19 protein-coding genes are annotated in these 23,435 nt (G+C 53.9%); 16 read left to right on the top strand and 3 right to left on the bottom strand.

Features of this window, described 5'->3' with window-relative positions:
• Window positions 1–1,125 carry a patatin-like phospholipase family protein gene (locus K0I63_RS13535; protein ID WP_220081380.1) on the bottom strand — a complete coding sequence of 375 codons (1,125 nt, stop codon included), beginning with the start codon at window positions 1,123–1,125 and terminating at the stop codon, window positions 1–3.
• Between the two features lie 502 nt (window positions 1,126–1,627).
• On the opposite strand from K0I63_RS13535, the gene K0I63_RS13530 reads away from it, so the two are divergent.
• On the top strand, window positions 1,628–2,296 hold the full coding sequence (locus tag K0I63_RS13530; RefSeq protein WP_144200326.1) for a response regulator transcription factor: 669 nt from the start codon (window positions 1,628–1,630) through the stop codon (window positions 2,294–2,296).
• 88 nt (window positions 2,297–2,384) lie between these two features.
• Here K0I63_RS13530 and K0I63_RS13525 read toward each other — a convergent pair whose 3' ends face one another.
• Window positions 2,385–5,885 carry a PAS-domain containing protein gene (locus K0I63_RS13525; RefSeq protein WP_220081379.1) on the bottom strand — a complete coding sequence of 1,167 codons (3,501 nt, stop codon included), beginning with the start codon at window positions 5,883–5,885 and terminating at the stop codon, window positions 2,385–2,387.
• 257 nt (window positions 5,886–6,142) lie between these two features.
• Here K0I63_RS13525 and K0I63_RS13520 point away from each other — a divergent pair, with 257 nt between their 5' ends.
• The 15 genes from K0I63_RS13520 (at window position 6,143) to K0I63_RS13455 (ending at window position 21,129) form a co-directional block, all read left to right on the top strand.
• Window positions 6,143–7,183 (top strand): DcaP family trimeric outer membrane transporter, encoded by a 1,041-nt coding sequence (locus tag K0I63_RS13520; RefSeq protein ID WP_011866409.1) that lies wholly within the window; start codon window positions 6,143–6,145, stop codon window positions 7,181–7,183.
• Window positions 7,184–7,301: 118 nt separating this feature from the next.
• Complete coding sequence (locus K0I63_RS13515; RefSeq protein ID WP_220081378.1) at window positions 7,302–8,099, top strand: ABC transporter ATP-binding protein; 798 nt, start codon at window positions 7,302–7,304, stop codon at window positions 8,097–8,099.
• Window positions 8,099–10,066, top strand: coding sequence for a long-chain fatty acid--CoA ligase (locus K0I63_RS13510; protein ID WP_220081377.1), 1,968 nt, complete (start codon window positions 8,099–8,101; stop codon window positions 10,064–10,066). Before K0I63_RS13515 ends, K0I63_RS13510 begins: the two co-directional genes overlap by 1 nt.
• Window positions 10,063–10,956 (top strand): branched-chain amino acid ABC transporter permease, encoded by an 894-nt coding sequence (locus tag K0I63_RS13505; protein ID WP_220081376.1) that lies wholly within the window; start codon window positions 10,063–10,065, stop codon window positions 10,954–10,956. The genes K0I63_RS13510 and K0I63_RS13505 overlap by 4 nt, the downstream gene beginning before the upstream one ends.
• A gap of 60 nt (window positions 10,957–11,016) precedes the next feature.
• Window positions 11,017–12,090, top strand: coding sequence for a branched-chain amino acid ABC transporter permease (locus K0I63_RS13500; protein ID WP_011866405.1), 1,074 nt, complete (start codon window positions 11,017–11,019; stop codon window positions 12,088–12,090).
• A gap of 123 nt (window positions 12,091–12,213) precedes the next feature.
• Window positions 12,214–13,458, top strand: a complete 1,245-nt coding sequence (locus tag K0I63_RS13495) for an ABC transporter substrate-binding protein (protein WP_011866404.1) — start codon at window positions 12,214–12,216, stop codon at window positions 13,456–13,458.
• Window positions 13,459–13,521: 63 nt separating this feature from the next.
• Window positions 13,522–14,340, top strand: a complete 819-nt coding sequence (locus K0I63_RS13490) for an ABC transporter ATP-binding protein (protein WP_220081375.1) — start codon at window positions 13,522–13,524, stop codon at window positions 14,338–14,340.
• Window positions 14,341–14,349: 9 nt separating this feature from the next.
• Window positions 14,350–15,576 carry a phenylacetate--CoA ligase family protein gene (locus K0I63_RS13485; RefSeq protein WP_220081374.1) on the top strand — a complete coding sequence of 409 codons (1,227 nt, stop codon included), beginning with the start codon at window positions 14,350–14,352 and terminating at the stop codon, window positions 15,574–15,576.
• Window positions 15,577–16,226: 650 nt separating this feature from the next.
• The gene (locus K0I63_RS13480; protein ID WP_220081373.1) at window positions 16,227–16,538 is read left to right on the top strand and encodes a hypothetical protein; all 312 of its coding nucleotides are present in this window, start codon (window positions 16,227–16,229) and stop codon (window positions 16,536–16,538) included.
• Between the two features lie 112 nt (window positions 16,539–16,650).
• A complete protein-coding gene (locus K0I63_RS13475; protein WP_220081372.1) occupies window positions 16,651–17,160 on the top strand; it encodes a hypothetical protein in 510 nt (169 codons plus the stop codon).
• Window positions 17,161–17,287: 127 nt separating this feature from the next.
• Window positions 17,288–17,701 carry a hypothetical protein gene (locus tag K0I63_RS13470; RefSeq protein ID WP_220081371.1) on the top strand — a complete coding sequence of 138 codons (414 nt, stop codon included), beginning with the start codon at window positions 17,288–17,290 and terminating at the stop codon, window positions 17,699–17,701.
• Window positions 17,702–17,782: 81 nt separating this feature from the next.
• Window positions 17,783–18,784 carry a hypothetical protein gene (locus K0I63_RS13465; protein WP_220081370.1) on the top strand — a complete coding sequence of 334 codons (1,002 nt, stop codon included), beginning with the start codon at window positions 17,783–17,785 and terminating at the stop codon, window positions 18,782–18,784.
• 614 nt (window positions 18,785–19,398) lie between these two features.
• A complete protein-coding gene (locus tag K0I63_RS20005) occupies window positions 19,399–19,704 on the top strand; it encodes an RDD family protein (RefSeq protein ID WP_258406870.1) in 306 nt (101 codons plus the stop codon).
• A complete protein-coding gene (locus K0I63_RS20000) occupies window positions 19,705–20,082 on the top strand; it encodes an RDD family protein (protein ID WP_258406869.1) in 378 nt (125 codons plus the stop codon).
• Window positions 20,083–20,109: 27 nt separating this feature from the next.
• Window positions 20,110–21,129: a hypothetical protein gene (locus K0I63_RS13455; RefSeq protein ID WP_220081369.1), complete on the top strand. Its 1,020-nt coding sequence runs from the start codon at window positions 20,110–20,112 to the stop codon at window positions 21,127–21,129.
• Window positions 21,130–21,238: 109 nt separating this feature from the next.
• Here the strand turns inward: K0I63_RS13455 and K0I63_RS13450 are convergent, their stop codons facing one another.
• On the bottom strand, window positions 21,239–22,948 hold the full coding sequence (locus tag K0I63_RS13450; RefSeq protein ID WP_220081368.1) for a proline--tRNA ligase: 1,710 nt from the start codon (window positions 22,946–22,948) through the stop codon (window positions 21,239–21,241).
• Window positions 22,949–23,435: the final 487 nt, after the last annotated feature.

Here is a 23,435-nt window from a genome sequence, read left to right as displayed (position 1 = left end):
CTAGCGGATATTGAAGAAGGCCTTGATCTCATCTATCTGACACATGGCATCCTGATAACCCAGGTTGATCAGCGCGCTGCAGTATGACTGCTCGAACAGCAGGTAAGAGACGATACTCGAGTCAGATTGTTGGTTGATGCCGATTAGCCGCAGCAGGGCCTTCACCGCCATCGGCATATCCTGATAGTGCTGGGCGGCGATGAGACTCAGATCCTCGCTAGGTTTTATCACAAGTGTGTCTATGGTCTTGAGCGACGCCTCATGTCTGCGATCCTTGGGGATCAGATTGAGTGTGCTGTTGATCCGCTGAAGACGTTCGAGATCGCTGTTTAACGTATCGGAGAAGATGGTATCGAGCAGATGACCGGCGATAGTTGCCGTCTTGGGATGATGCTCGAACTCCTTATGCACCTGCTTATGGGGGCTCTCCAGGTTGATCACCATGATCTTCTCCGCCCCCAGATGAATCGGGCTGCTCAGGGGGGCCAGCTGATGCACAGAGCCGTCACCGTAATAGCCGCGATTGAGTTTCACCGAGGGAAACACCAGGGGAATGGCGGCGCTGGCCAGCAGATGTTCGGTATGCAGATGAGTGCGCTGGCCGCCACGACGGGCGCGGTTCCACTCATCAATCTCCTTGGCGGCTTGGAAGAAGCTCACCGAGCGTGACGAGTTGTAGCAGGAGGTGTCTACGCTCAGGGCATGCAGGGCGCCGTTGGCGATGTTGCGGTCGATCCGCTCGAAGTTAATCAGGTTGTTCAGCAGGTTTCTCAGGGGCTGGTTGTCAAACAGGCTGCCGGCTTCGGTGTTGATTTTCACATCCTGTAGCCCCATCAGCGCCATCTGCGCCAGGTGGGAGAAGATGCCGCCAAAAGAGGAGCGGTAGACCTTGTGGGTGCTAAAGTGGCGCCAGACCCACTCGAGCTTACGTACCCCGAGATGAAAACAGGAGGCATGGGTCGCGATAGAGGTGCCGTTGATGGCGCCGGCAGAGGTGCCGCAGATGATCTTAAAGGGCACGCCGTGGTTACGGGGATAGAATTGTACTATCGCCTTGAGTACCCCGACCTGGTAAGCGGCGCGCGCACCGCCGCCCCCTAACACCAATGCTGTCTTATCTGGCAACTGAGTTCCCTCTGAATGAATACTATTGTGTCGCGCCTGGCGGCAAGTCTTGAGATTGCGCTGGCCTGGACCAGCCTGTCTTTTTTATAGGTTTTTGCCTGGTAAGCAATGTCCTGCAATTGGATACGTCCCTTAGCGCTGTCTCGCTTGCAATGGCCGAGGCCGATATTGATTAGAATATGTGAGCCGTGAGCCATGTTCAAGCCAGTGTCCCTGGATGATTTTCTCGCCCCTGCGGCGCAGCTTCTAGGGCCTTTTGGGATTAACAAGCTGCGATTAGGCCTCGATACGTCATCTCTAGCACAAATAATAGGGTGATGACCTAGATAATAAGTCTATATTGACTCAAGCCTCTGTGGCCGCTTTTGACGTATCAATGCCGCTATCTACTTGTAATGTAAATGTTAACTGACAAGCTGTCCCTCGACCATGGGTTTTGGGCCTGTTTGATAATCTCTAAGGTTCGCGTAGACTGGAAATGAGTACATATGAGGGATCAAACATGTTACAGCCACTAAAAATAATAATAGCTGATGATCATCCACTGTTTCGGCAAGCACTCGTTAACACCCTAACCACTCAGTTCGATCAGCCTATGCTGTTTGAGGCGGAAACGGTGACGGCACTGGATGAGATCTTAACCCAGCATCAGGATGCAGACCTGCTCTTATTGGATCTGAATATTCCCAATGCCCATGGATTCAATACCTTAGTCAATATTCGTAACAGCTATCCCCACATAGGGATAGTGGTGATCTCCGGCCAGGAAGATAAAGTCACTGTGGGCAAGGCGATGTCCTTCGGCGCGGCGGGCTTTATTCCCAAGTCCTCGCCGGTCGAGCAGATGGTTAAGGCGATCAATGCCGTGATGGCCGGACGCCAGTGGATGCCGCCGGGGTGTGAGGACCTTAGCGCCGTGACCCTGGACAGCATGAGCAGCAAGATAGCGAGCCTGTCACCGCGTCAGCACAAGATCCTGATGATGTTTGCCGACGGCCTGCTCAACAAGCAGATCGCCTATGAGTTAGGTTTGTCAGAGGCCACCATCAAGGCCCACGCCAGCGCTATCTTCCTCAAGCTTGGGGTACATACCCGCACTCAGGCGGTGATCGCCATGAGTCAGCTCTATCTGGACAAGACGCCGCTGACCGCAGAGGTGGAAGAGGTCTAGTCGTAATCGGCTTTAGGTCGAACAAGGTTTCTCACATTTGATTAAAAACGCCCCGCAGCGGTTTATGTCCGCAGCGGGGCGTTTGCTTTTAATCGGTCAGCGGGTCCACCAGGTTAAAGTGGGGGCTCGGCTGGGCCGAATAGTTGTTGTGCAGGCTGTTGGCCAGGGTGGCGCTCATCACGGCGCGCAGGGCGATGGGCTTGATGATCTTACGCAGATAGCCATAACCCAGCTCCTTGGTGCGCTGCACCACCTCCTCGTCTATGGTGGCGGTGATCAGAATCGCCGGAATGGGGCGGCTGGAGAGGGCCTGTAGCTCGGCCATGAGATCCAGGCCGTTCTGATTGTTATCCAGCTGATAGTCCATAAGCACTATGTCCAGCTTGCCGGCAAACTGGCTGACACAGGCCTTGGCCTGCTGCGCCGAGGAGGCGGTATGCACCTGACACTTCCAGCCCTTCAATAGCTCCTCCATGCCCGCCAACACGTTGGGGTCGTCATCGACGCACAGCACCTTGACGCCGTTGAGGGTGAGGATATCCGGTTGGCTGGTCTGCTCCTCCACAAGTTTAGGTTGGGCGACATTCAGGCTCAGGCTGAAGATACTGCCCTGATTGACCTGTGATGAGAGGGTAAGCCGATGCTGCATCAGCTCCGCTAGGCCCTGGGCGATATTCAGCCCAAGTCCCAGGCCGTTGACGCCCTCATGGCCCGAGTGCTGCAGACGGGTAAACTGCTCGAAGATCACCGCCTGCTTATCGGCGGGGATCCCAGGGCCATCGTCCACCACCTGAATGGCGATGGTGTCGCCGTGGCGGCGACAACCCAGCAGGATACGGCCGCCACCGGCGTAACGAAACGCGTTGCTGATCAGGTTCTGCAGTATGCGTCTGAGCAGCACCTTGTCGCTGCACACCCAGAGCTTAGTCTTGATGCACTTAAACTCCGCCTGTGTGGTGCTGGCCATGGCGCTGAACTCCTCCACCAGGGAGTCGAGCACCTCCTGCAAGGCAAATTCAGTGATCTCGGGCACTACTGTGCCGCCCTCGATGCGCGACACCTCATTGAGATCCAGCAGCAGCTCGTTGGCCACCTGCAGGGCGTTGTCGATATAGCCTATCTGCTGTTTCTGTTTGTTGGATAGCTGACCGCCCTGGACGAAGGCGGAGGAGAAGAGGCGCGCCGCCGACAGTGGCTGCAGCAGATCATGGCTACAGGCCTTGAGATACTGGCTCTTCTTCTGGTGCGCCTGTTCTACCTTCTGTAGCGCCTCGGCCAGCTCTTCGTTGGACTTGGCCAGCTGCAGGTTGGCCTGCTCGAGTCGCTTGGTGCGCTCAAATACCCTGGCTTCCAAGTCTAAGTTTTTCTCTTTCAGCAGTTTCTCCGCCTCACGGTACATGCTGATGTCGGAGAAGATCATCACGAAGCCGCCGCCGGGTATGGGATTGCCCTGGATGCGAATCGTCTTGCCGTCTGGCTGAATGCGCTCGGTGGCGTGGCGGCTCCCTTGGCGCAGGAAGTTGAGGCGCCGCTCTACCTGTTCATCCAGGTTGGGAATATAGCCCTTGCCGAACTTGAGGTTGTACTCGATCAGCTGCCGCACCGGGCAGCCGATGTAGACCAGGTCATCCGGGTAGTTAAACAGGCTGAGATATTGCTGGTTCCAGGCCACCAGGTTGAGGTCTTTATCGATCACAGAGATCCCTTCGCTGGCGTTCTCGATGGCGCTGTGCAGCACGCTGCGGCTGAACTCCTTGCGATGGCTGGAGGCCTCCTCTACCAGCTGGGCCACATCCTCGATGGCGATGTCGCGGCCATGGAGGGCGCAGGAGAGCACCAGCCGCGCCGAGGCCGAGCCCATGACGCTGGCAAGCATGTTTTCGGTAAAGAAGATCAACGCCTGATTGTGGGCATTCTTGTCCTGAATTGGCTGGGGCTGACAGGAGAAGAAGGAGTAGAAGCCCTGGGCGGCCTTGTCCTTACCCACGAAGCGGGCGACTAGTAGCTCAAGCTCGGTCGGGTTCACATGCTTGGGTACCTCGGGCAGCGCCTTGTCGAGCTCTGGGCGCTCGATGAAGTGACCTATTTGCATCTGCTCGTGCACGCTCTGGCGGGTAAAGGAGGAGACCAGCCAGATGGCCATCACGTTGACAAACAGGCCCACCAGAGTCGACATAGTGGTCATCGAGTAACCGCTGCCCGCGAAGGGGTGGCCGTACAGGCCGAGCTGCGGTAACAGGTTAAGCACCAGCCAGAGGGCGAAGCCGCTGGAGATCCCAACCAATACGCCGATCAGTGTGACCCGGCGCCAGAGGAAGGCGGCAAACAGGGCGGGGCCTATCTGGGCGATGGCGCCGAAGGCCACCTCACCTAAAGATGCTAGGGTATCGGGCGGGGCGATCAGGAACATGCCATAGCTCATGAAGATCACCAGCAGCACCAGCGCCTTGCGGATATTAAGCAGGTGCGAGCGGAACTTGTGGAAGTCATTGCTCTGTATGTTGTTGATCTTAAATAGGGTTGGGAAGACGATCTCGTTACTCAGCATGGTACTCAGTGCGATGGTGGAGATGATCACCATGGAGCTGGCCGCCGAGATGGCGCCGAGAAAACTAAACAGCCCCAGCCAGATATCGCCGCTGAAGACCGGCAGAAACAGCACATAGGCGTCGCTCTGTAGCGAGTCGCCGTAGAGGATATTACCCGCCTGACCCAATGGCGTGGCGAAGAAGGCAAACACCAGTACATAGAGGGGGAAGGTCCAGCGGCTCCAGAGCACATGCTTTTGTGATTTCAGCTCGACGATCAGCACCTGGAACTGTCTAGGCAGACAGAGAAACGCCGACATCACGATAATCAAGAGGCCAAACAGCGAGATGAAGTTGGGGTAGTTAAACTCCGCCTCTAGGGGCTTGATCTCCGTCGCCTGGCGCCAGATATCCATGGGCGAGTCGAACAGGAAGAAGGAGACGAAGATGCCTATGGTGAGGTAGGCGATAAGCTTCACGAAGGACTCGAAGGCGATGGCCAGCATCATGCCCGGATGGCGCTCGGTCACGTCGATGGCGCGCACCCCGAAGACTATGGTGAAACCGGCGAGGATCAGACTCACCACCAGGCCCAGCTGCCAGGAGGAGAGCAGGTGATCTTGCCGTAAGATCTCATAGGAGTTAACGATAGCCTTCTGCTGCAACGCGATATAGGGCAGGGTGCCAAACAGGGCGACGAAGGTGACCACCACCGCTAGCAAGGGCGACTTACCGAAACGGGCCGCCAGCAGATCGGCAATCGAGGTGATGTTGAGCTTGAGACAGACGCGGATCACCCGCTGGATAAAGGGCCAGGCGAAGATAAACAGTAAGATAGGCGCGATATAAACCGGCAGATAGGCGAAGGAGTTGTTGGCGGCCTGTCCGGCGGTGCCGAGAAAGCCCCAGGAGGTACAGTAGACCCCCAGCGACAGGGAGTAGATGATGGTGTGCTGCCCGGCAAACCACTTGCCGCGGTACTTGTCACCCAGAAATGCCATTAAAAACAGCAGGCCGATATAGCTGATGCTGATGGCAACCAATAGCCAGTTTGGGAACATCTGTCACTTATCCTATCTTTTCAGGAGCTTATCTCGCCATCCCGGCTTGCTCCTTTTATTTTGTTATTCAAGCCAACATATCACAGTTAAGGTGAAAGTCGGCATTTACGGCCATCGACTTAAGTATTAGTGCTTACTGCCTAATCCTCGGGTATTGCGCCCTATGGCCTACTACCGCTGCATTACTACCTATTCCCAATTGAGGCCAAGGAGGCATTTCTCCATCTTGGAGGCAACCACAAAAGGGGATAATCAAGATGCTCACATCAACAATAAAAAAACTCACACTCGCAACTTCACTCGGTCTGATGGCCAGTTCTGCCATGGCAGGTTATGACTTTAACGTCGGCGACGACGGCAAGCTGTCTTTCGGCGGCTACCTCAAGGTCGATGCCCGCTATGTTAACGGCGATGTCGCCTATCGCGACTTCTGGATCGGTACCGGCACGCCGCTCGAAGAGAGCGCGTCACAGTTCCGTATCTTCGCCAACGAGTCTCGTTTCAATACCAAGTATGTTCACGGCGACGTGATGGGTTTCATCGAGATGGATTTCCTCGGCGGTGGCGGCAACCAGGTGGTGTCTAACTCGGCTCATCCGCGTCTGCGCCACGCCTTCATCAAGTACAAAGACTTAACCGTGGGTCAGACCTGGACCACCTTCATGAACACCAGTGCCATCCCGGAAACCGCCGATTTCGCCGGTGCCACGGTTGGTTTGGCCTTCGTGCGTCAGGGCCAGATCCGTTACGACATGGGCGGCTTCCAGGTCTCTATCGAGAACCCTGAGAGTGACGGCGGCGATACCGCCAACGACGATCTGCCGGATGTGGTAGCCCGTTATAACTTCAAGGGCGACTGGGGTAACGTTTCCATCTCGGCGCTGGGTCGCAGGCTCAACACCCTGGGCGGCAACAGCGAAACGGCCTTCGGTGGCTCGATTGCCGGTCGCATCAATACCTTCGGCAAAGATGACCTGCGCTTCCAGTTCCACCAAGGGGAAGTGGGCCGCTACGTGGGCCTGGGGGTGACTAAAGATCTTATCGGTGAAGAGGTGGAAACCAGTACCTCATACCTCGCCGCCTACCGCCACTACTGGACTGATACCCTGCGCAGCACCTTCCTCTATGGCCGCATCGAAACAGATAAGTCAGATGCCGATCGCAGCCAATGGAGCGTCAACCTGTTCCAGAATCTGACACCGGCTCTGGCCGTGGGCATCGAAGTGGGTAACTTCGCCCTGGACGACCAGAAAGTTGATTCTAACTACGCACAGTTCTCAATGCGTTACGCCTTGTAAGTGCTCTTGGGGGAGGGCTTCCTCCCCACTTTTTTTACCCGTTTAGTTTCGCCAGGGGCCGGGCCCCTGGCACTCACCGCCGAGACACCCAGGCAGAGCCGTTTAAAGGAGTAGGGTTGTGAAAGATACCATTTTAACTGTCGATCAGATCTCGCTCGCATTTGGTGGGGTAAAGGCCCTGACCGATGTGAGCTTCGAGGTCGAGCGCGGCGCCGTGTTTTCGATTATCGGTCCTAACGGGGCGGGTAAGACCTCAATGCTTAACAGCATCTCGGGTCGCTACCGTCCGCAGAAGGGGACAATTCATTTCGATAATCAGGATGTCACCCATCTCAGACCCAATGCCCGTGCCGATCTCGGCATAGGCCGTACCTTTCAAAACCTGGCCCTGTTTGGCCACATGTCGGTGCTGGACAACATCATGGTGGGTCGTCATCACCTGATGAAAAACAACTGGCTCACCGGCCCCCTCTACTGGGCCTCACCGGCGCAGAAAGAGGAGCTGGCCCATCGCCGTCAGGTGGAGGAGATCATCGACTTTCTCGACATCTCCCATGTGCGCAAATCCATCGCCGGCACTCTCTCTTACGGCTTGCGTAAGCGCGTCGAGCTGGCCCGCGCCATGGCGCTCAACCCTAAGCTAATTCTGCTCGACGAGCCGATGGCGGGGATGAACCTCGAAGAGAAGGAGGATATGGCCCGCTATATCCTGGATCTCAACGAAGAGTTCGGTATTACCGTGGTGATGATTGAACACGACATGGGGGTGGTGATGGATATCTCCCATAAGGTGATGGTGCTCGATTTCGGTAAGAAATTGATCTCTGGCCTGCCCGAAGCGGTGATGGCCGACGAGCACGTGAGACAGGCCTATCTCGGCCTTGAAGATGACGAGCAATTACAAGAGGTTGGCTAATGACTCAGGTAAATAATGCGTCGACGGCGCGGGCCTTCGACATGGGTTCACTCGATACCTTTCCCAAGATCCTGCGCCACAATGCGGCTAACTGGGGCAAAGAGATTGCCATGCGCGAGAAGGAGTTCGGCATCTGGACCGAATTCAGCTGGCAAGATTATCACAACCGGGTGAAGTGGATGGCGCTGGCCTTCGACCATCTGGGCATCAAGTCCAACAGCACCATAGCCCTGCTGGGCGAGAACCGCCCAGAGTGGGTCTGGGGCGAAGTGGCGGCCCATGCGCTGGCCTGCTTCTCACTGGGGATCTATCAAGACTCGCTGCACGAAGAGGTGGCCTACCTGCTTAACCGCAGCGAGGCCCAGGTGATCGTCGCCGAAGATGAGGAGCAGTGCGACAAGCTGCTGGAGCTGGGCGACAGTATCCCCTCGGTGAAATATATCGTCTATTGTGACCCGCGCGGCATGCGCAAGTACGACGACCCACGCCTTATCAGCGTCGAGGAGATCTATCGTCTCGGCCAGGAGGTGGATAACACCCAGCCGCGCCACTACGACAACCTGGTCGATGCGGGCAAGGCCGAGAACATCGCCATCTACTGCACCACCTCGGGCACCACCTCTAAGCCCAAGATTGTCTTGCTGCAGGGCAGCAAGTTTATCGATCACTGCTGCTCTTATCTGCGGGCCGATCCCCGCGCGCCGGGGGACAACTATGTCTCGGTACTGCCGCTGCCCTGGATCATGGAGCAGGTCTACGCCGTAGGTCAGGCGCTTATCGCTCGTCAGATCGTCAACTTCGTCGAAGAGCAGGAAACCATGATGGCGGATCTGCGCGAGATTGGCCCTAGCTTCGTCTTGCTGGCCCCAAGGGTGTGGGAAGGGATCCTCGCCGATGTGAAGGCGCGCATGATGGACTCGACCCCGCTCAAGCAGAAGTTATTCGACTTTGCCATGAAGCGCGCCGAGCAGCGGCTAGCCGAGGGCAGACGCTCTAAGCTGGCCGACATCATCTTGATGAAGGCGCTGCGCGACCGTCTAGGGTTTTCCTTCCTCAAGTCGGCGGCTACCGGCGGCGCGGCCATGGGGCCGGATACCTTCAAGTTCTTCCAGGCGATTGGCGTGCCTCTGCGTCAGCTCTATGGCCAGACCGAGATGTGCGGCGCCTACACCATACACGACGAACACGACGTGGATTACGACACGGTCGGTGTGGCCTTCGATACCGCCGAGCTGAAGGTGATCAACACCGACAGCGAAGGGGTAGGCGAGGTGATCGCCAGAACCGTAGGCATGTTCAACGGCTATCTGGGCGATCAGGCGGCTTTCGATGAAGATGTCAAAGATGGCTGGATGCATACGGGGGATGCCGGTTACTTCAAGCCCTCGGGCCACCTGGTGGTGATCGACCGCATCAAAGACCTGGCCAAGACCAGCCAGGGCATTCAGTACTCGCCGCAATATATCGAGAACAAGCTTAAGTTCTCCTCCTTCATCGGTGAGGCAGTGATCTTAGGTAAGGATAAGCCCTACCTGTCGGCCATCCTCTGTATTCGTTTCAGCATCGTCTCCAAGTGGGCCGAGCAGCAGGGACTGGCCTTCACCAACTACACCAACCTGTCGAGCCTGCCCGAGGTGTATCAGCAGCTACAGGCCGAGGTGGAGCGGGTGAACGAGACCCTGCCCGATGCGCAGAAGATCAACAAGTTTATCTTGCTTTACAAGGAGCTGGACGCCGATGACGGCGAGCTGACCCGTACCCGTAAGGTGAGGCGTGGGGTGATAGCCGACAAGTATGGCGAGATCATCGAGGCCATCTATGGCGACCAGTCCCATGTGGATATCGACACAGTGATCACCTTCCAGGATGGCACTAAGTCGCGCATCCAAACTCAAGTCAAGGTGGCGACCGTGATCGCCCCGCGTCAGTCCATCGAGGGCGAGGCGAGTCAAAGGAGAGCATCATGAATTTTGAACTCTTGATTCAATTAATTATCAACGGCCTGATCGTCGGCCTGCTGTATGGCGTGGTGGGCATGTGTTTCGTGCTGGTGTACAAGTCGACCCAGATCGTTAACTTTGCTCAGGGGGAGTTTCTGCTGGTAGGGGCCTGGGTCTGCTGGGCGTTCCTGACCTATTTCCAGCTGCCCTTTTTCGTCGGCTTCCTCTTCACCCTCTGTTTCATGGCGGTGTTTGGCGTGCTCTTACAGATGATAGTGCTGCGCCCCATGATAGGTGAGCCGATCATCTCGGTGATCATGGTGACCATAGGCCTGTCTATCTTCTTCCAGTCGCTGACCAAGTGGATATTCGGCGTGTCGCCCCAGAGCTACCCTCAGGTGTTCGACACCCAGTCCATCGCCATCTTCGGCCTGAACATAGAGCTGGCTTATTTGATGAGTACTGTGATCGCGATATTCATCATGGCGGGCTTCTTCCTCTTCTTTAAATACTCCAAGCACGGCCTGGCGATGCGCGCCACAGCGTTTGACCAGCAGGTGGCTCAGAGCCTGGGGATCTCGGTCAAGCAGGTGTTTGCCATGAGCTGGGGCATTGCCGCCACAGTATCGGCCACCGCAGGCGTGGTGATCGGCATGGTCAACGGCGTATCTGATTCGCTCTCCACCATAGGCATCAAGGTGTTCCCCGCGGTGATCCTAGGGGGGCTGGACTCCATCGTCGGTGCCATCGTCGGCGGCGTGGTGATAGGTGTGCTGGAAAACATCGCCGAGTTCTTCGACAGCCAGTGGCTGCATATCGGCAACATGTACGACATCGCGCCTTTCTATGTCTTGCTGGTGATCCTCTGGTTCAAGCCTTACGGCCTGTTCGGCACCCGTGATATCGAGCGAATTTAAGGAGCATTGCCATGACACAGCTAATTGCGTTCGACCCTATTGCAGTTCAAGGAGTTTTCTATGTCTAGTTTAGCGATGCGCCCGTGCGGGGATTTTCGCACCAGCTATAAGGCTGACAACACGATTTTTGAAACCAAGACCATACGCCTAGTGACCTGTCTGGTGATCGCGCTGGCCTGCGCCGCGCCCCTGGTATTGGATGGTTATTTTCTGACCCTGTTTATTCAGATCTCATACTTAGGCATCGCCGCCCTGGGGCTGAATATCCTGGTGGGCTTTACCGGGCAGATATCCTTAGGCCACGGCGCCTTCTTCGGCTTCGGCGCCTTCGCCTCGGCCTGGCTCAACACCAGCTTTAACATCCCTGTGGTGTTTTGTATTCCGCTGGCGGGCTTTCTCACTATGGGCGTGGGCATGATGTTTGGCATGCCGGCGGCAAGGATCAAGGGGCTCTATTTGGCGATTGCTACCCTGGCGGCCCAGTTCATCATTCAGGACTTCTTCGGCCGCGCCGAGTGGTTCTCGGGTGGTTCGTCTGGCGCGATGGCGGCGCCAGTGAGCCTGTTTGGTTTCGATTTCGATACCGACATGAGCTTCTACTTCATCGCCCTGTTTGCCCTGGTGTTCATGTATATCTGGGGCTGCAACCTGATGCGTAGCCGCGACGGCCGCGCCTTCGTGGCGGTGCGCGACCACTATCTGTCGGCCGAGATCATGGGGGTTAAGCTCAACAAGTATCGTTTGTTGTCCTTCGGCATCTCCTCCTTCTACGCCGGCATAGGTGGCGCCCTGTATGCCCACTACCTGGGGTATGTCTCTTCCGAGGGCTTCACCATCTTAATGTCGATTCAGTTCCTGGCCATGGTGATCATCGGCGGTCTGGGCTCTATCAAGGGCACCCTGATGGGCGTGGTCTTCATGGTGCTGTTGCCCGAGGTGTTAGAGGGCATGGTGGGACTGATGAAGTATACCGACTACGGCAACCTGCCTATGGTCACCGACGGTCTGGCCTATATCAAGGAGATGGCTATCGGCCTGGTGATTATCCTGTTCCTCATCTTCGAACCCGAGGGACTGGCCCATCGCTGGGGACAAATTAAGAACTATTGGAAGTGTTACCCCTTCGCCTATTAAGTCGAGGGCTAATGAAATTGATGTAAAACCGACACAGTTTGAATAGCAATGAGCGTTGATCCTGGCTGTAGCGCTGCGTTAACCGCATTCAATCTATCTGGATCATGTTGAAGGAAGATAACGATGACTAAAAAAATATTACTTAGCACCACGCTTGCTTGTTTCGCCTTCGCCTCGGGCGCTGCCCAGGCCGAAGACACGGTTTTTGTTGGCCACCTGGCCGACATGTCTGGCCCCACGGCCTTCGTGGGTAAGCCTTATGCCGATGGTGTGCGTGATGCCCTGGCCTATATCAATGCCCACGGCGGCATCGATGGCACTAAGCTGGAATATGAGACCATAGACTATGCCTACAAAGTGCCTCAGGCGATCGCCTCATACAAGAAATGGCTGTCGCGCAAGAACATGGTGGCCATGCAGGGTTGGGGCACGGCCGATACCGAAGCGCTGATCTCCTTTGCCGCCAAGGATAAGACGCCTATCTTCTCGGCCTCTTACTCTGGCCATTTGACCGATCCTCAGGGCAAGAACCCGAATACCACTAAACCGGCGCCATATAACTTCTTCTACGGCGCGTCTTACTCTGACGCCTGTCGCGGCCTGGTGCAGTGGGCGGCTGAAGATTGGAAGGCCAAGGGCGGACAGGGCAAGCCTAAGTTTACCCATATCGGCGCCAACCATCCTTTCCCTAACGCGCCGAAAGAGGCCTGCGCCGAGTACGCCACCGAGCTGGGCTTCGATGTGCAGCCATCTGTAGTGATCTCTATGAAGCCGGGTGACTTTAAGGCCCAGTGTTTGAGTCTAAAGAGTTCAGGCACCAACTATGGTTATATCGGCAACCTGGGGGGCTCGGTGCAGTCACTGATCAAGTCTTGCGATACTGTCGGCACCGATATCCAGTTCATGTCTAACATCTGGGGTGGCGACAAGCTGGTGTTCAAGGCCGCCGGTGAAGGGGTGAAGAACTACATCTTCCCGACCATGACGCCGTTCTGGACCGACGATGTGCCGGGCATGAAGCTAGTGCGCGAGATCTCTAAGATGTCTGACAGCACGGGCAAAGAGGAGCGTCTGCACCACTATATCCGCGGCGTCTGCTCGACCTACTTTATGAAGGAGTCGATGGAGTGGGCCAAGGCGCACGGCGGCATCACAGGTGAGAACGTCAAGAAGGGCATGTATGTGCACAAAGACTGGGTGCCTAAGGGGCTAGAGGGCGTCTGCCTGGCCGCCACCTGGACGCCGGAAGATCACCGCGGTATCAACCAGGTCAACATCTACAAGGGTAACTTTAACCATGGCGATATCAAGGTCGAGAAGGTCAGTCAGGTGACCCTCGAGCGCCGCGTCGACTGGTTAGGCTACTAATCTCTTTTCCCTGCGCCGGGTAAGCCCGTCTTGCCCGGCCCGCTTCTTGACCTTGGAGTTGTTATGACACAAGCAGTGCAGTTAAAGCCCGAGACACCACTTCTCGCTATCAACAATATCGAAGTGATCTATGACGATGTGATCCAGGTGCTACGCGGCGTGAGCATAGAGGTGCCACAGGGCGAGATAGTGACCCTGCTGGGCCCCAACGGCGCCGGTAAGTCCACCACCCTCAAGGCGATCTCCGGCTTGCTAAAGACAGAAAATGGCGAGGTGTCTCGCGGCGACATCCACTTCATGGGCGAGCGAATCGACGTGAAGAACGCCGATGACGTGGTGCGCTCCGGCCTGTTTCAGGTGATGGAGGGGCGCCGCATCGTCGAGGATATGACGGTGATCGAAAACCTGAAATTAGGGGCCTATACCCGCCGCGACGGTCAGGTGAATCAGGATATCGAGATGGTATTCAACTACTTCCCGCGCCTCAAGGAGCGTACCGGGCTGGCGGGTTACCTGTCGGGCGGTGAGCAGCAGATGCTGGCCATTGGCCGCGCCCTGATGGCCAGACCTAAGATGATCTGCCTGGATGAGCCCTCCATGGGGCTGTCGCCTCTGCTGGTGAAGGAGGTGTTTGGCATCATAGAGAAGATCAACCGCGAGCAGGGTATTACCATGCTGCTGGTGGAGCAGAACGCCAACTACGCCCTCAAGGCGGCCAACTATGGTTACATCATGGAGTCAGGCAAAATCGTACTCGACGGCACCAAGGCGCAGCTGCTCAACAACGAAGATGTGAAGGAGTTCTATCTGGGGGGCGGCAACGAAACCCGTAAGAGCTTCAAGAACCTAAAGTCGTACAAACGCCGTAAGCGTTGGCTGTAGAGAGGCAATATGGCCGAGTATTTTAAACCCGAAGAGGCGCTTGCGCCCGAGCAGCGCGAGCAGCAGCTGATGGGGGCGCTGCCCGAGCAGCTGAGCTACGCCAAGGCAAATTGTCGCTATTACGCCGAGCGACTGGCAGATATCGAGGTGAGCAGCGTCGATAGCCGAGAGGCGCTGGCGACCCTGCCTATCACCCGTAAGGCAGACCTTATCGCCCTGCAGGCCAAGCAGCCGCCCTTTGCCGGCATGACGCCAAGCAAGCCCAGCGGGCGTATCTTTCAGTCGCCCGGGCCCATCTATGATCCCGAATGTGACGGTCATGACTGGTGGCGCATGGGTCAGGCCTTCTTCGCCGCCGGATTTCGAGCAGGCGACCTGGTGCAGAACTGCCTGGCTTATCACCTGACGCCGGGGGGCTTTATTATGGACTCGGGCGCCAGGGCCTGCGGCTGCACCGTGATCCCGGCAGGGCCTGGGCAGAGCGAGATGCAGCTGGACCTTATCGCCTCGCTTAAGCCAAATGGTTACTGCGGCACCCCCTCGTTTCTTAATATCTTGCTGGAGAAGGGCAAGGCCCTGGGTAAGGACACCAGCTCCATCACTAAGGCGCTGGTGTCGGGCGAGGCGTTAACCCCCTCCCTCAAGGCCAGCTTCGAGGCGGCGGATATCGACGTCAAGCAGGCCTATGTCACCGCCGATATTGGCCTCATCGCCTTCGAGAGCGTCTCGGGTGAGGGCCTGGTGGTCGCCGAAGACATTATCGTCGAGATAGTGCGGCCCGGTACCTTAACCCCTGTGCCCGAAGGCGAGGTGGGTGAGGTGGTGGTCACCAGCTTTAACCGCGACTATCCCTTGGTACGCTTCGCCACCGGCGATCTGTCGGCCATTATGCCGGGCACGAGTTCTTGCGGTCGCACCAATGTGCGTATCAAGGGCTGGCTGGGACGCGCGGATCAGACCACTAAGGTGAAGGGATTGTTTGTCCATCCTGAGCAGGTGGAGCGAATTCGCCGCCGTCATCCCGGTATCGCTAAGGTGCGCTTGGTGGTCACCCGTCAGCAGGAAAACGATCTGATGCGTCTGCTGTGCGAGGTGGATGAGGCGATGCGGCCACAGGTGGATATCGCCGCGGTGCAGGCGTCGATCCGCGCCGAGACTCAATTGTCGGGCGAGGTGGCGCTGGTGGCGCCAGGCGCCCTGGCGGATGATGGGGTGGTGATTGAGGATCAAAGATAATGGTCTAGTCATTATCTAGCCTGACTTTGAGGGTAATGCCCGGCCTTGGATGAGGTTGGGTATTTTTGTTATTGGGGATTGATTTTGTATCCGTTGTTTAGCGTCTGCCGGAATTGTTGTTGGCAAGCTATCATGCGCTTTAACCCTTGCTGTTATTAATCGCCTGCCCGGCGAGGGATGTGCAGATACGCCTGTGAGACGCCGTGAATATATCCCTATAGGCTCTACCGAAACATCCCTGTTTCGGAAGCTCACCGGCGTATCTACACTCGGTATTCAACGTCTCTTCGATTTGGCGGTGTTGGTGTGTTTAGGGCGTGAAAGCTGACTTTGTTTACCCCAAAGTCTGTTAACGTAATTATGCTAATGGCGGCTTTGAGCGAGTAACGGATACTCACTCTTTAGCCAGTCTTGGTAGTGCTTTTCGACTGTCAGTAAGAATGTTGCTCCACTCAATAGGTTCTTTCTAAGGCTTGCCATCGGCTATCACTCTGTTCGCATTGCACTGAGATAGTATTTACTTTACTGTATGATTTACTGAATTTTTTCATGTCTTACTAGTGTGTCTATCCATGCAAGATCCCCTACCTTACAAGGTAGCGTACCTTGCAAGGTCTCACTAATAAGTTGTTATGTTTCAAGGAAGGTACGTGGATAATTCTAGAATGCTCAAATCATTAAAGTCGTTAGCTTTTGCCATCGAAAACCCTGATGAACATTTAGCTAAACTCACCAAGAAAAGTAGAGTTTTAACTGTAGTTGCTTGGTTAGGATTCGTTATAAGCTTTTTACTGTATTTTCAAAAGTTGCATGGTATTTATTTACCTGCAATTGCATCTTTCTCGGGAATTATTTACGGTTTATCTATGTATTTGGATTCCACAATTAAGCAGTGGCCAATAGTTGCAAAACACGTAAATATTGAGTCCGTTAAAAAAGAGATTGGTGAGTTAGAAACATAACAAGCCATTGTAGTGCGGGACTTTTACTTGTTTTCTGTTCTCACTGCGTTCGTTATTTTAGCCAACAATTAAAAGCCCCTGAATGGGGCGTTAACTGCTTTAGGATATTTCGGTGCGCGAAATTATAGAAGCAATAAAATCCAAAAAACTGAGGGAAGTTTTCTTTGGCTCTAATGGCTTTAATATTGCCGATGAAGAAAATATAAATGACTTTCAACTAGGTTACAGCGTGGATTCCGATGGCGGTGATATAAGTGGATCTCATGAAGGTGATTGGCAGAAAAACTGGATAGTTATTGGAACCGATACCGAAGTAGGCGACCCTTTCTTCGTAGATACAAGTGAAGCATCGCTACCTGTATATACTGCAATGCACGGTATGGGCGAATGGAGTGCGGAGTTGGTATCTAATTCGCTGGTCTCTTTCCTTGATGCTCTTTCTTATCTAAACGACATTAGTAAGCAGGATTTTGCACGAATAGACCCAGATGAGAATACAGTTACAGACCCTAAGGAGCTCGCCGCTATTGAGCGTAAATTGCAGGATATATCTGGCGAAAAGTATTATTGGCAAAATTTCATCGAGCAGCACCAAGAGTGGGTTGATGAATTCAGCAGTTAACAAGTTGCTCAAATTAATGCCTGGCGGCGCAATTTAGCAAAGTGTTGAGGTCTTTGCATCATGTCAATGTCTACGGCGTGATGAGGACTAGTGTTAAAAATCAGCGGATTATCAAGGAGTGATATCTATGTTTGAAGAAAGGGTTGCAGAGAGTACGATTTGGGTGGTCATGTTTTGGATCACTGCAGCGTATCTGTTGATTCCTTTTCCCTTTAAGGTCGGTGCCTTGGTGATGGGAAAGGATAAACGCCCCGTGGCTGCAGTCATCGAAGAGCAAGCCAATGCGATATTTCATTTTTTAGGGCTTATCGCATTTTGGGGATATGTTTATGCTGACAATAGTGTGGCGAATCCCATGCTTTGGTACGCCTGGTTAGTCATTGCCATTCTCTGGTCTGTCATCGCGCTATTTAAATCGGCAAAGGTCGATTATGCCGTGAGTCAAATAGGCCCTAAAGCCACTAAGGTACTTTGCTTGGTAGGGATGCTGCTCTTTCTGCCTATGTATATCGCCGTGTTTGAATATGCGGCCATTTCCTAGCGTCTCGCTGAGTGGCTCAACAGTATAAATAGATAATGGAAATGGACAATTGTCAGGGCTGATGATGGAGGGAACCTAATAATGTTAAGCGTGTCAGTAAAATCAAAAATACCTCTGCTGTTTCTTGTTTGTGTCTCTGTCTGGTGGGCGTTTTATTACCAGAGTAATGGCCCGTTCAATGACTATGGCAGGGCTAACTTCGAATGGTTTTATCTGCTTGATGCCTTAGTGGTCGCGCCGCTGTTGTGTTTCTTCTGTATTAAGGAGAGGAAGGATGCGCTCATTAAGGCGCTGGCGCTTATCTGTCTCGGGGTCTTGTTTGGCAGTTTTATCGTGCCTGAGCAGAACAAGTTCATCTGGCATCACCTGGAGCAGGGGCGTTATCTGATCGTCGCAGTGATGGTGCTTTTTGAGGTGGTGGCGATAGCCAGTGTTATCTTAGCCATCCGATCGGCGCTCGCTCAGGGTAGGGATCCTGATTTGGCGATCGATGAGCCAATAACAAAATTGCTTGGAGGCGGCGCTATTGCCTCTTTATTGCGTTTCGAGACCCGCACCTGGACCTATGCGCTGTTTGCCTCTCGCATCGATAGGCGGCAATTTAACGGCGCGCAGCACTTTAGTTATCATCAAAAGGATGGTGCTCAGAGCAACCTGCTGGGTTTTATCTTAGTGATTGCCTTTGAGGCGCCTCTGATGCACCTCCTGCTGCATTATCTCTGGTCGCCCATGGCGGCTAATGTTATTAGCCTACTTACGCTGTTGAGTTTAGTCTTCTTTGTTGCCGAATATCGCGCGCTGTCCAGACGGCCTATTTCACTTAGTCAAAATGATCTCGTGATCCGCTTCGGTCTCTATTCGCCCTTGGTGATCCCCCTTGGTAATATATCGCACGTGGTGTCAAACCAGGCCTTCGTTAAGCGAGCAACACAGATTAAACGTTATAACTTTGCTGGCATTCCCAACGTCGAAATTAGCTTAAGTGAGCCAATCGGTCAGCTAGAAAAGGTGTATCTCGGCGTGGATAACCCGGAGGCCTTTATTCGAGCTTTAATCGTTAACATATCTAAAATAGATAAATGATGAGTGCTGTAGGAGTTTAATCTGCCTGTAACTGTGTCATTGCTATTTGGGGATCAAAGCGTCTAGTATTGGCCGAAGTCATATGGTACTTAGGGAAAAGAAGATCACGAAACTGCGCTAAAGTTAAACAGGTGTAGTTGTAGTTCTTTGAGTTTAAAAGGAAGTAATATGCATTGCCCCGCTTGTAAAGGCACCATAAATTATTTTTCAAAAGTGAATCTTTCAATCAAGATGGTAAAGGAGTGCCCTCATTGCAGTGCAAAGATTAGACATTCTTTGAATTGGAAATATTTTTTAATTGGTTGGGTACCAGTTACTTTTCTTCAAATAAAAATATTTGCGCCTTTTTTAGCAAAGATGGGTGTTGTTGATTCCTCTGCTGTCGCCCAGTTGATAACTACCTTCGTGTTCTTATCCGCTATAACTAATTTTAAGCGGGTAGATGAATCCGATAATTCACCCTCATAGCTTTATGTCGCTATTCACAGATTGATAGATAGCTTAAGCCTGCAGTAAATCCGCTTCTCACATTGTTCCATTTGAGCTAAAACGGTATGCTTCGTGCGCTTATCGTTATGATTTCAGCGCAACAAAAACTACATCATAGATAGGGAATGAGTGAGTTAATGGACTACGCACCGGATTTTTCAACATACTCTTACAAGGAATTATTAGAGGCCAAAAGGTACATAAACCGAGAGGAGTATCCTGAACGTTACGATAGAGTCGTAGAGCTGCTCAAGGATCCCGACCGCTGGCAAAAAGAGCAGACCGAGGATGCAATTGGTGTTGAAGCTAATAAATACGCAACCTTTTGGCCGCGCTTCTGGGCGGCAGTCATAGATAGCCTGATTTTGGGCTTGATAGTGATCGTTGAACGCCTGGTCTTTGGCATTGATCTCACTAATGACGATAAATAGGTGCAGGCATTAAATGGGGTGTTATTTGCCGTTTATTCCCTGTTGATGCATGGCTATTTCGGGCAGACAATTGGCAAGATGGTCATGGGGGTTAAGGTATTAGATCATCAGAGTGAAACCGATATAGATTTATGGCAGGCGTTTAGAAGAGAGTCGGTAAACTTAGCGCTATGTATTTTATCGGTCTTGATATTGTTTGCCTATCAGCTTGTGATGACATCCAGCGGAAAGGTTAGCCTAGGCTTGTCATTCGTGGTGATTAGTTTTGCCCTTATCTCGGTGACGTGGGATCTGTCAGAGTTTGTCACCATGTTGTTTAACGATATGCGTCGTGCGGTGCACGATTTTATCGGTAAAACCGTCGTGGTACGTATCTAGATGGGGTGGCGAAGAAGTCTTTAGTCTATGAATATTCCCCTCGAATCTGCGCCGCGCGCGGGCGATAGCGTGATGCTAAACGGTCGACCGGTTTATTTTCTTTCGCCGCTGCCCGTGATGTCACTCCCCGATGACCCCTTGCTTCCCCCTGAGCTGATTCTGCAACACGATGAGGTGACACTGGATCTCGGCCAGGGTAAGGCCGACAGAGACCTTGCATTTCAGACGCGCTTCGTCATTTTTATCTTGTATCTCTTCGGCGTAATATTTATCGCGGCGGGCATGCAAGATGGTGAGCTGGACAGCTTAGCGCTCATGCTAACCCTGGCACTATTATCGATTGTAATGCTGTCGGCCCTTATGGGGTTTGGCTGGCAGGTGGTTCGCCGGCGACGTAGGCCAACGATACGTTTTAATCGTCAGCGGCGCGAGCTCTGCTATCGAGATGCTGTCAGTGGCGCGCCGCGTTTCGTGCCCTGGGAGTCTGTGGTGGCCTATGTTCATGGCGGCACGGCACTGGGCGCCACGGCCATTGGCCGACAGATAAAGATGGACGATCACAGCCTGCGCCTGGCGGAGTATCAGGTGCACGACGGGTCGCTGCATAATTTCTATCAGGGGGAGGGCTACATGGTAGTGAACTTCTCTCTGGAAAATTGGGAGGCGATCCGCCGGTTCATGGAGGAGCCAAAGGAGAATTGGCTAAGGGTGGACCCCTTACCCGATAGTCAGGGCTTTAGCCGCAGCCGTCGTGACCTGTGGCAGCGCTTTAAGGCCAATCCCAATAAGCGCTGGCTGCATATTAATCTGCGCGATTACAGCGAGTCCTGGTTGACTATGGGCGCCTATTATCTGTTTCATCTGCTGTCTTGGTGGCAGCTACCTTACTCAGTTTCAGCCTGGTATTTGCGCCTCGCCGTGGTGAGACCCTGGCCTGATGCGGTAGCAGAGTGGTCTCAGCCTCTGCCTCAATCGCAGTGGACCCAGCCCTGCGAGCAGTATCTCGAGGCACGCGCCGCATTTTTAAAGACGCAGCAGGCGGCATAATTGGTGAGATAGCATTATCAGATAGCACATACCACATATAAGCCCTTATAAGGGCAATAAAAACGCCCGGCATATGCCGGGCGTTTTATATTCGAGTTCTGTAAGCGTCTTACTTGGCAGACTTGATGAAGTCGACGATCTCCTCGAATGGGATCTCTTGCTTCTCGCCGGTACGACGGTTCTTGTATTCGAATACGCCGTTGTCTATGTTGCGCTCGCCAATCACGATAACGTGCGGCAGACCAATCAGCTCCATGTCGGCAAACATCACACCTGGACGCTCTTTACGGTCGTCGAACAGCACTTCGATGCCGGCATCACAAAGATCGCTATAGAGCTTCTCGGCCATATCTTTGATGCGATGTGACTTGTGCATGTTCATCGGCAGGATACCTACCTTGAACGGTGCGATGGCAGCTGGCCAGATGATGCCACGATCGTCGTGGTTCTGCTCGATGGCTGCGGCCACGATACGGCTCACGCCAACACCGTAACAACCCATCAGCAGTGTCTGTGCCTTGCCGTTCTCGTCCAGTACGCTGGCGCCCATGGCTTTCGAGTAGTTGGTGCCCAGCTGGAAGATGTGACCCACTTCGATGCCGCGTAGCAGGCCGATGGTGCCCTTGCCACATGGGCTAGGCTCACCTTCGATAACGTTACGCAGGTCGGCAACCTCTGCCTGTGGCAGGTCGCGTTCCCAGTTGATGCCCACATAGTGCTTACCGTCTTGGTTGGCACCGGCGGCAAAGTCGCTCATCACGTTAACGCTGTGATCCACATACACAGGGATGGTCATGCCAACTGGGCCGAGTGAGCCAGGGCCTGCACCCAGTGCGTCGCGGATCTCGGCTTCACCGGCCATCTCAAATGGTGCCAGTACGGCATCGAGCTTCTCGACTTTGACTTCGTTCAGCTCATGGTCGCCACGAACGATCACGGCTACCAGAGGTGCCTCTTCGGTGGCGCCCTTAACGATAATGGTCTTGATGGTTTTCTCGATGGCGATACCGTGCTGCTCAACCAACTCTTCGATGGTCTTGGCGTTTGGCGTGTCGATAACGCTCATTTCCATGGTGGCGGCGCCACGAGGCTCGGTAGGCATTGGCGCCTCGGCCTTCTCGATGTTGGCGGCGTAGTCGCTCTCGGTTGAGTAGGCGATCAGGTCTTCACCACTGTTGGCCAGCACGTGGAATTCGTGTGACATGCTGCCACCGATAGAACCAGTGTCGGCCAATACCGGGCGGAAGGCCAGACCCATACGGCCTAAGATGTTGCTGTAGGCGGTGTACATGGCCTGATAGGTATCATCCATGGTTTCCTGATCAAGATGGAAAGAGTAGGCATCTTTCATCAGGAACTCGCGTGAACGCATCACGCCGAAACGGGGACGTACCTCGTCGCGGAACTTGGTCTGGATCTGATACAGGATCAGCGGCAGCTGCTTGTAAGAGCTGACCTCTTTACGAATGATGTCGGTGATCACCTCTTCGTGGGTTGGGCCCAGTACGAAGTCGCGGTTGTGTCTGTCTTGGAAACGTAGCAGCTCTGGGCCAAATTTCTCCCAACGGCCGGTTTCAACCCAAAGGTCCGCCGGTTGTACCATGGGCATCAAGATCTCAACAGCACCTGCATTGTTCATCTCTTCGCGAACGATCGCTTCGACTTTGCGCAGCACACGTAAGCCTGACGGCAACCAGCTGTATAGGCCAGAAGCGTTACGACGTATCATGCCGGCGCGCAGCATTAATTGATGACTGACCACCTCAGCGTTTGCTGGGGTCTCTTTTTGTGTTGAAAGCAGGTACTTGCTAACTCGCATTCCCAATATCCAGTTGTGTGATGAAATAGGTCGACATTTTAGCACCCTGACGTTTGATGTCACCTAGTTTGTTGGCCAGTAGCCGCGGGAGATTTGTATCGGCAAGCAGGCGGCTTCAGACCTCTACTGTTTGCTTTTATGGCAAGGTGTTGGCGATTTATACAGGGTAGGGCTAGCGTGGTGCCGTTCTTCTGCCCAAACGAGTGATAAGCCCGAAGAAAGGACCGATAAAAGCGATCTCAAGGGGCAGGTAACGCGCGCAGGTTTATTGTGTGCAAGCGCGTGCAATAGACGTTACTCACTGTGCTCTGTTGGCTATCGCACTATTCACAACATTAGCCAGCTCACTGCTTGCTTCACTGGCCACTTCATTGCTCGGCTGGTGAGCAAATCGGGCTGAGATTAAACAGAATTTAACCTTAAACATAAACAACCCCTAGTGATCAACAGGGATAAATCGCGTAAAGTATTGGGTTTTTCGTAATAA

The organism is Shewanella rhizosphaerae (genome assembly GCF_019457655.1).
Taxonomy (GTDB): Bacteria; Pseudomonadota; Gammaproteobacteria; order Enterobacterales; family Shewanellaceae; genus Shewanella; species Shewanella loihica.
Note: the sequence above shows the minus strand (reverse complement) of the source record. Positions and strands in the feature narration are given on the sequence as shown.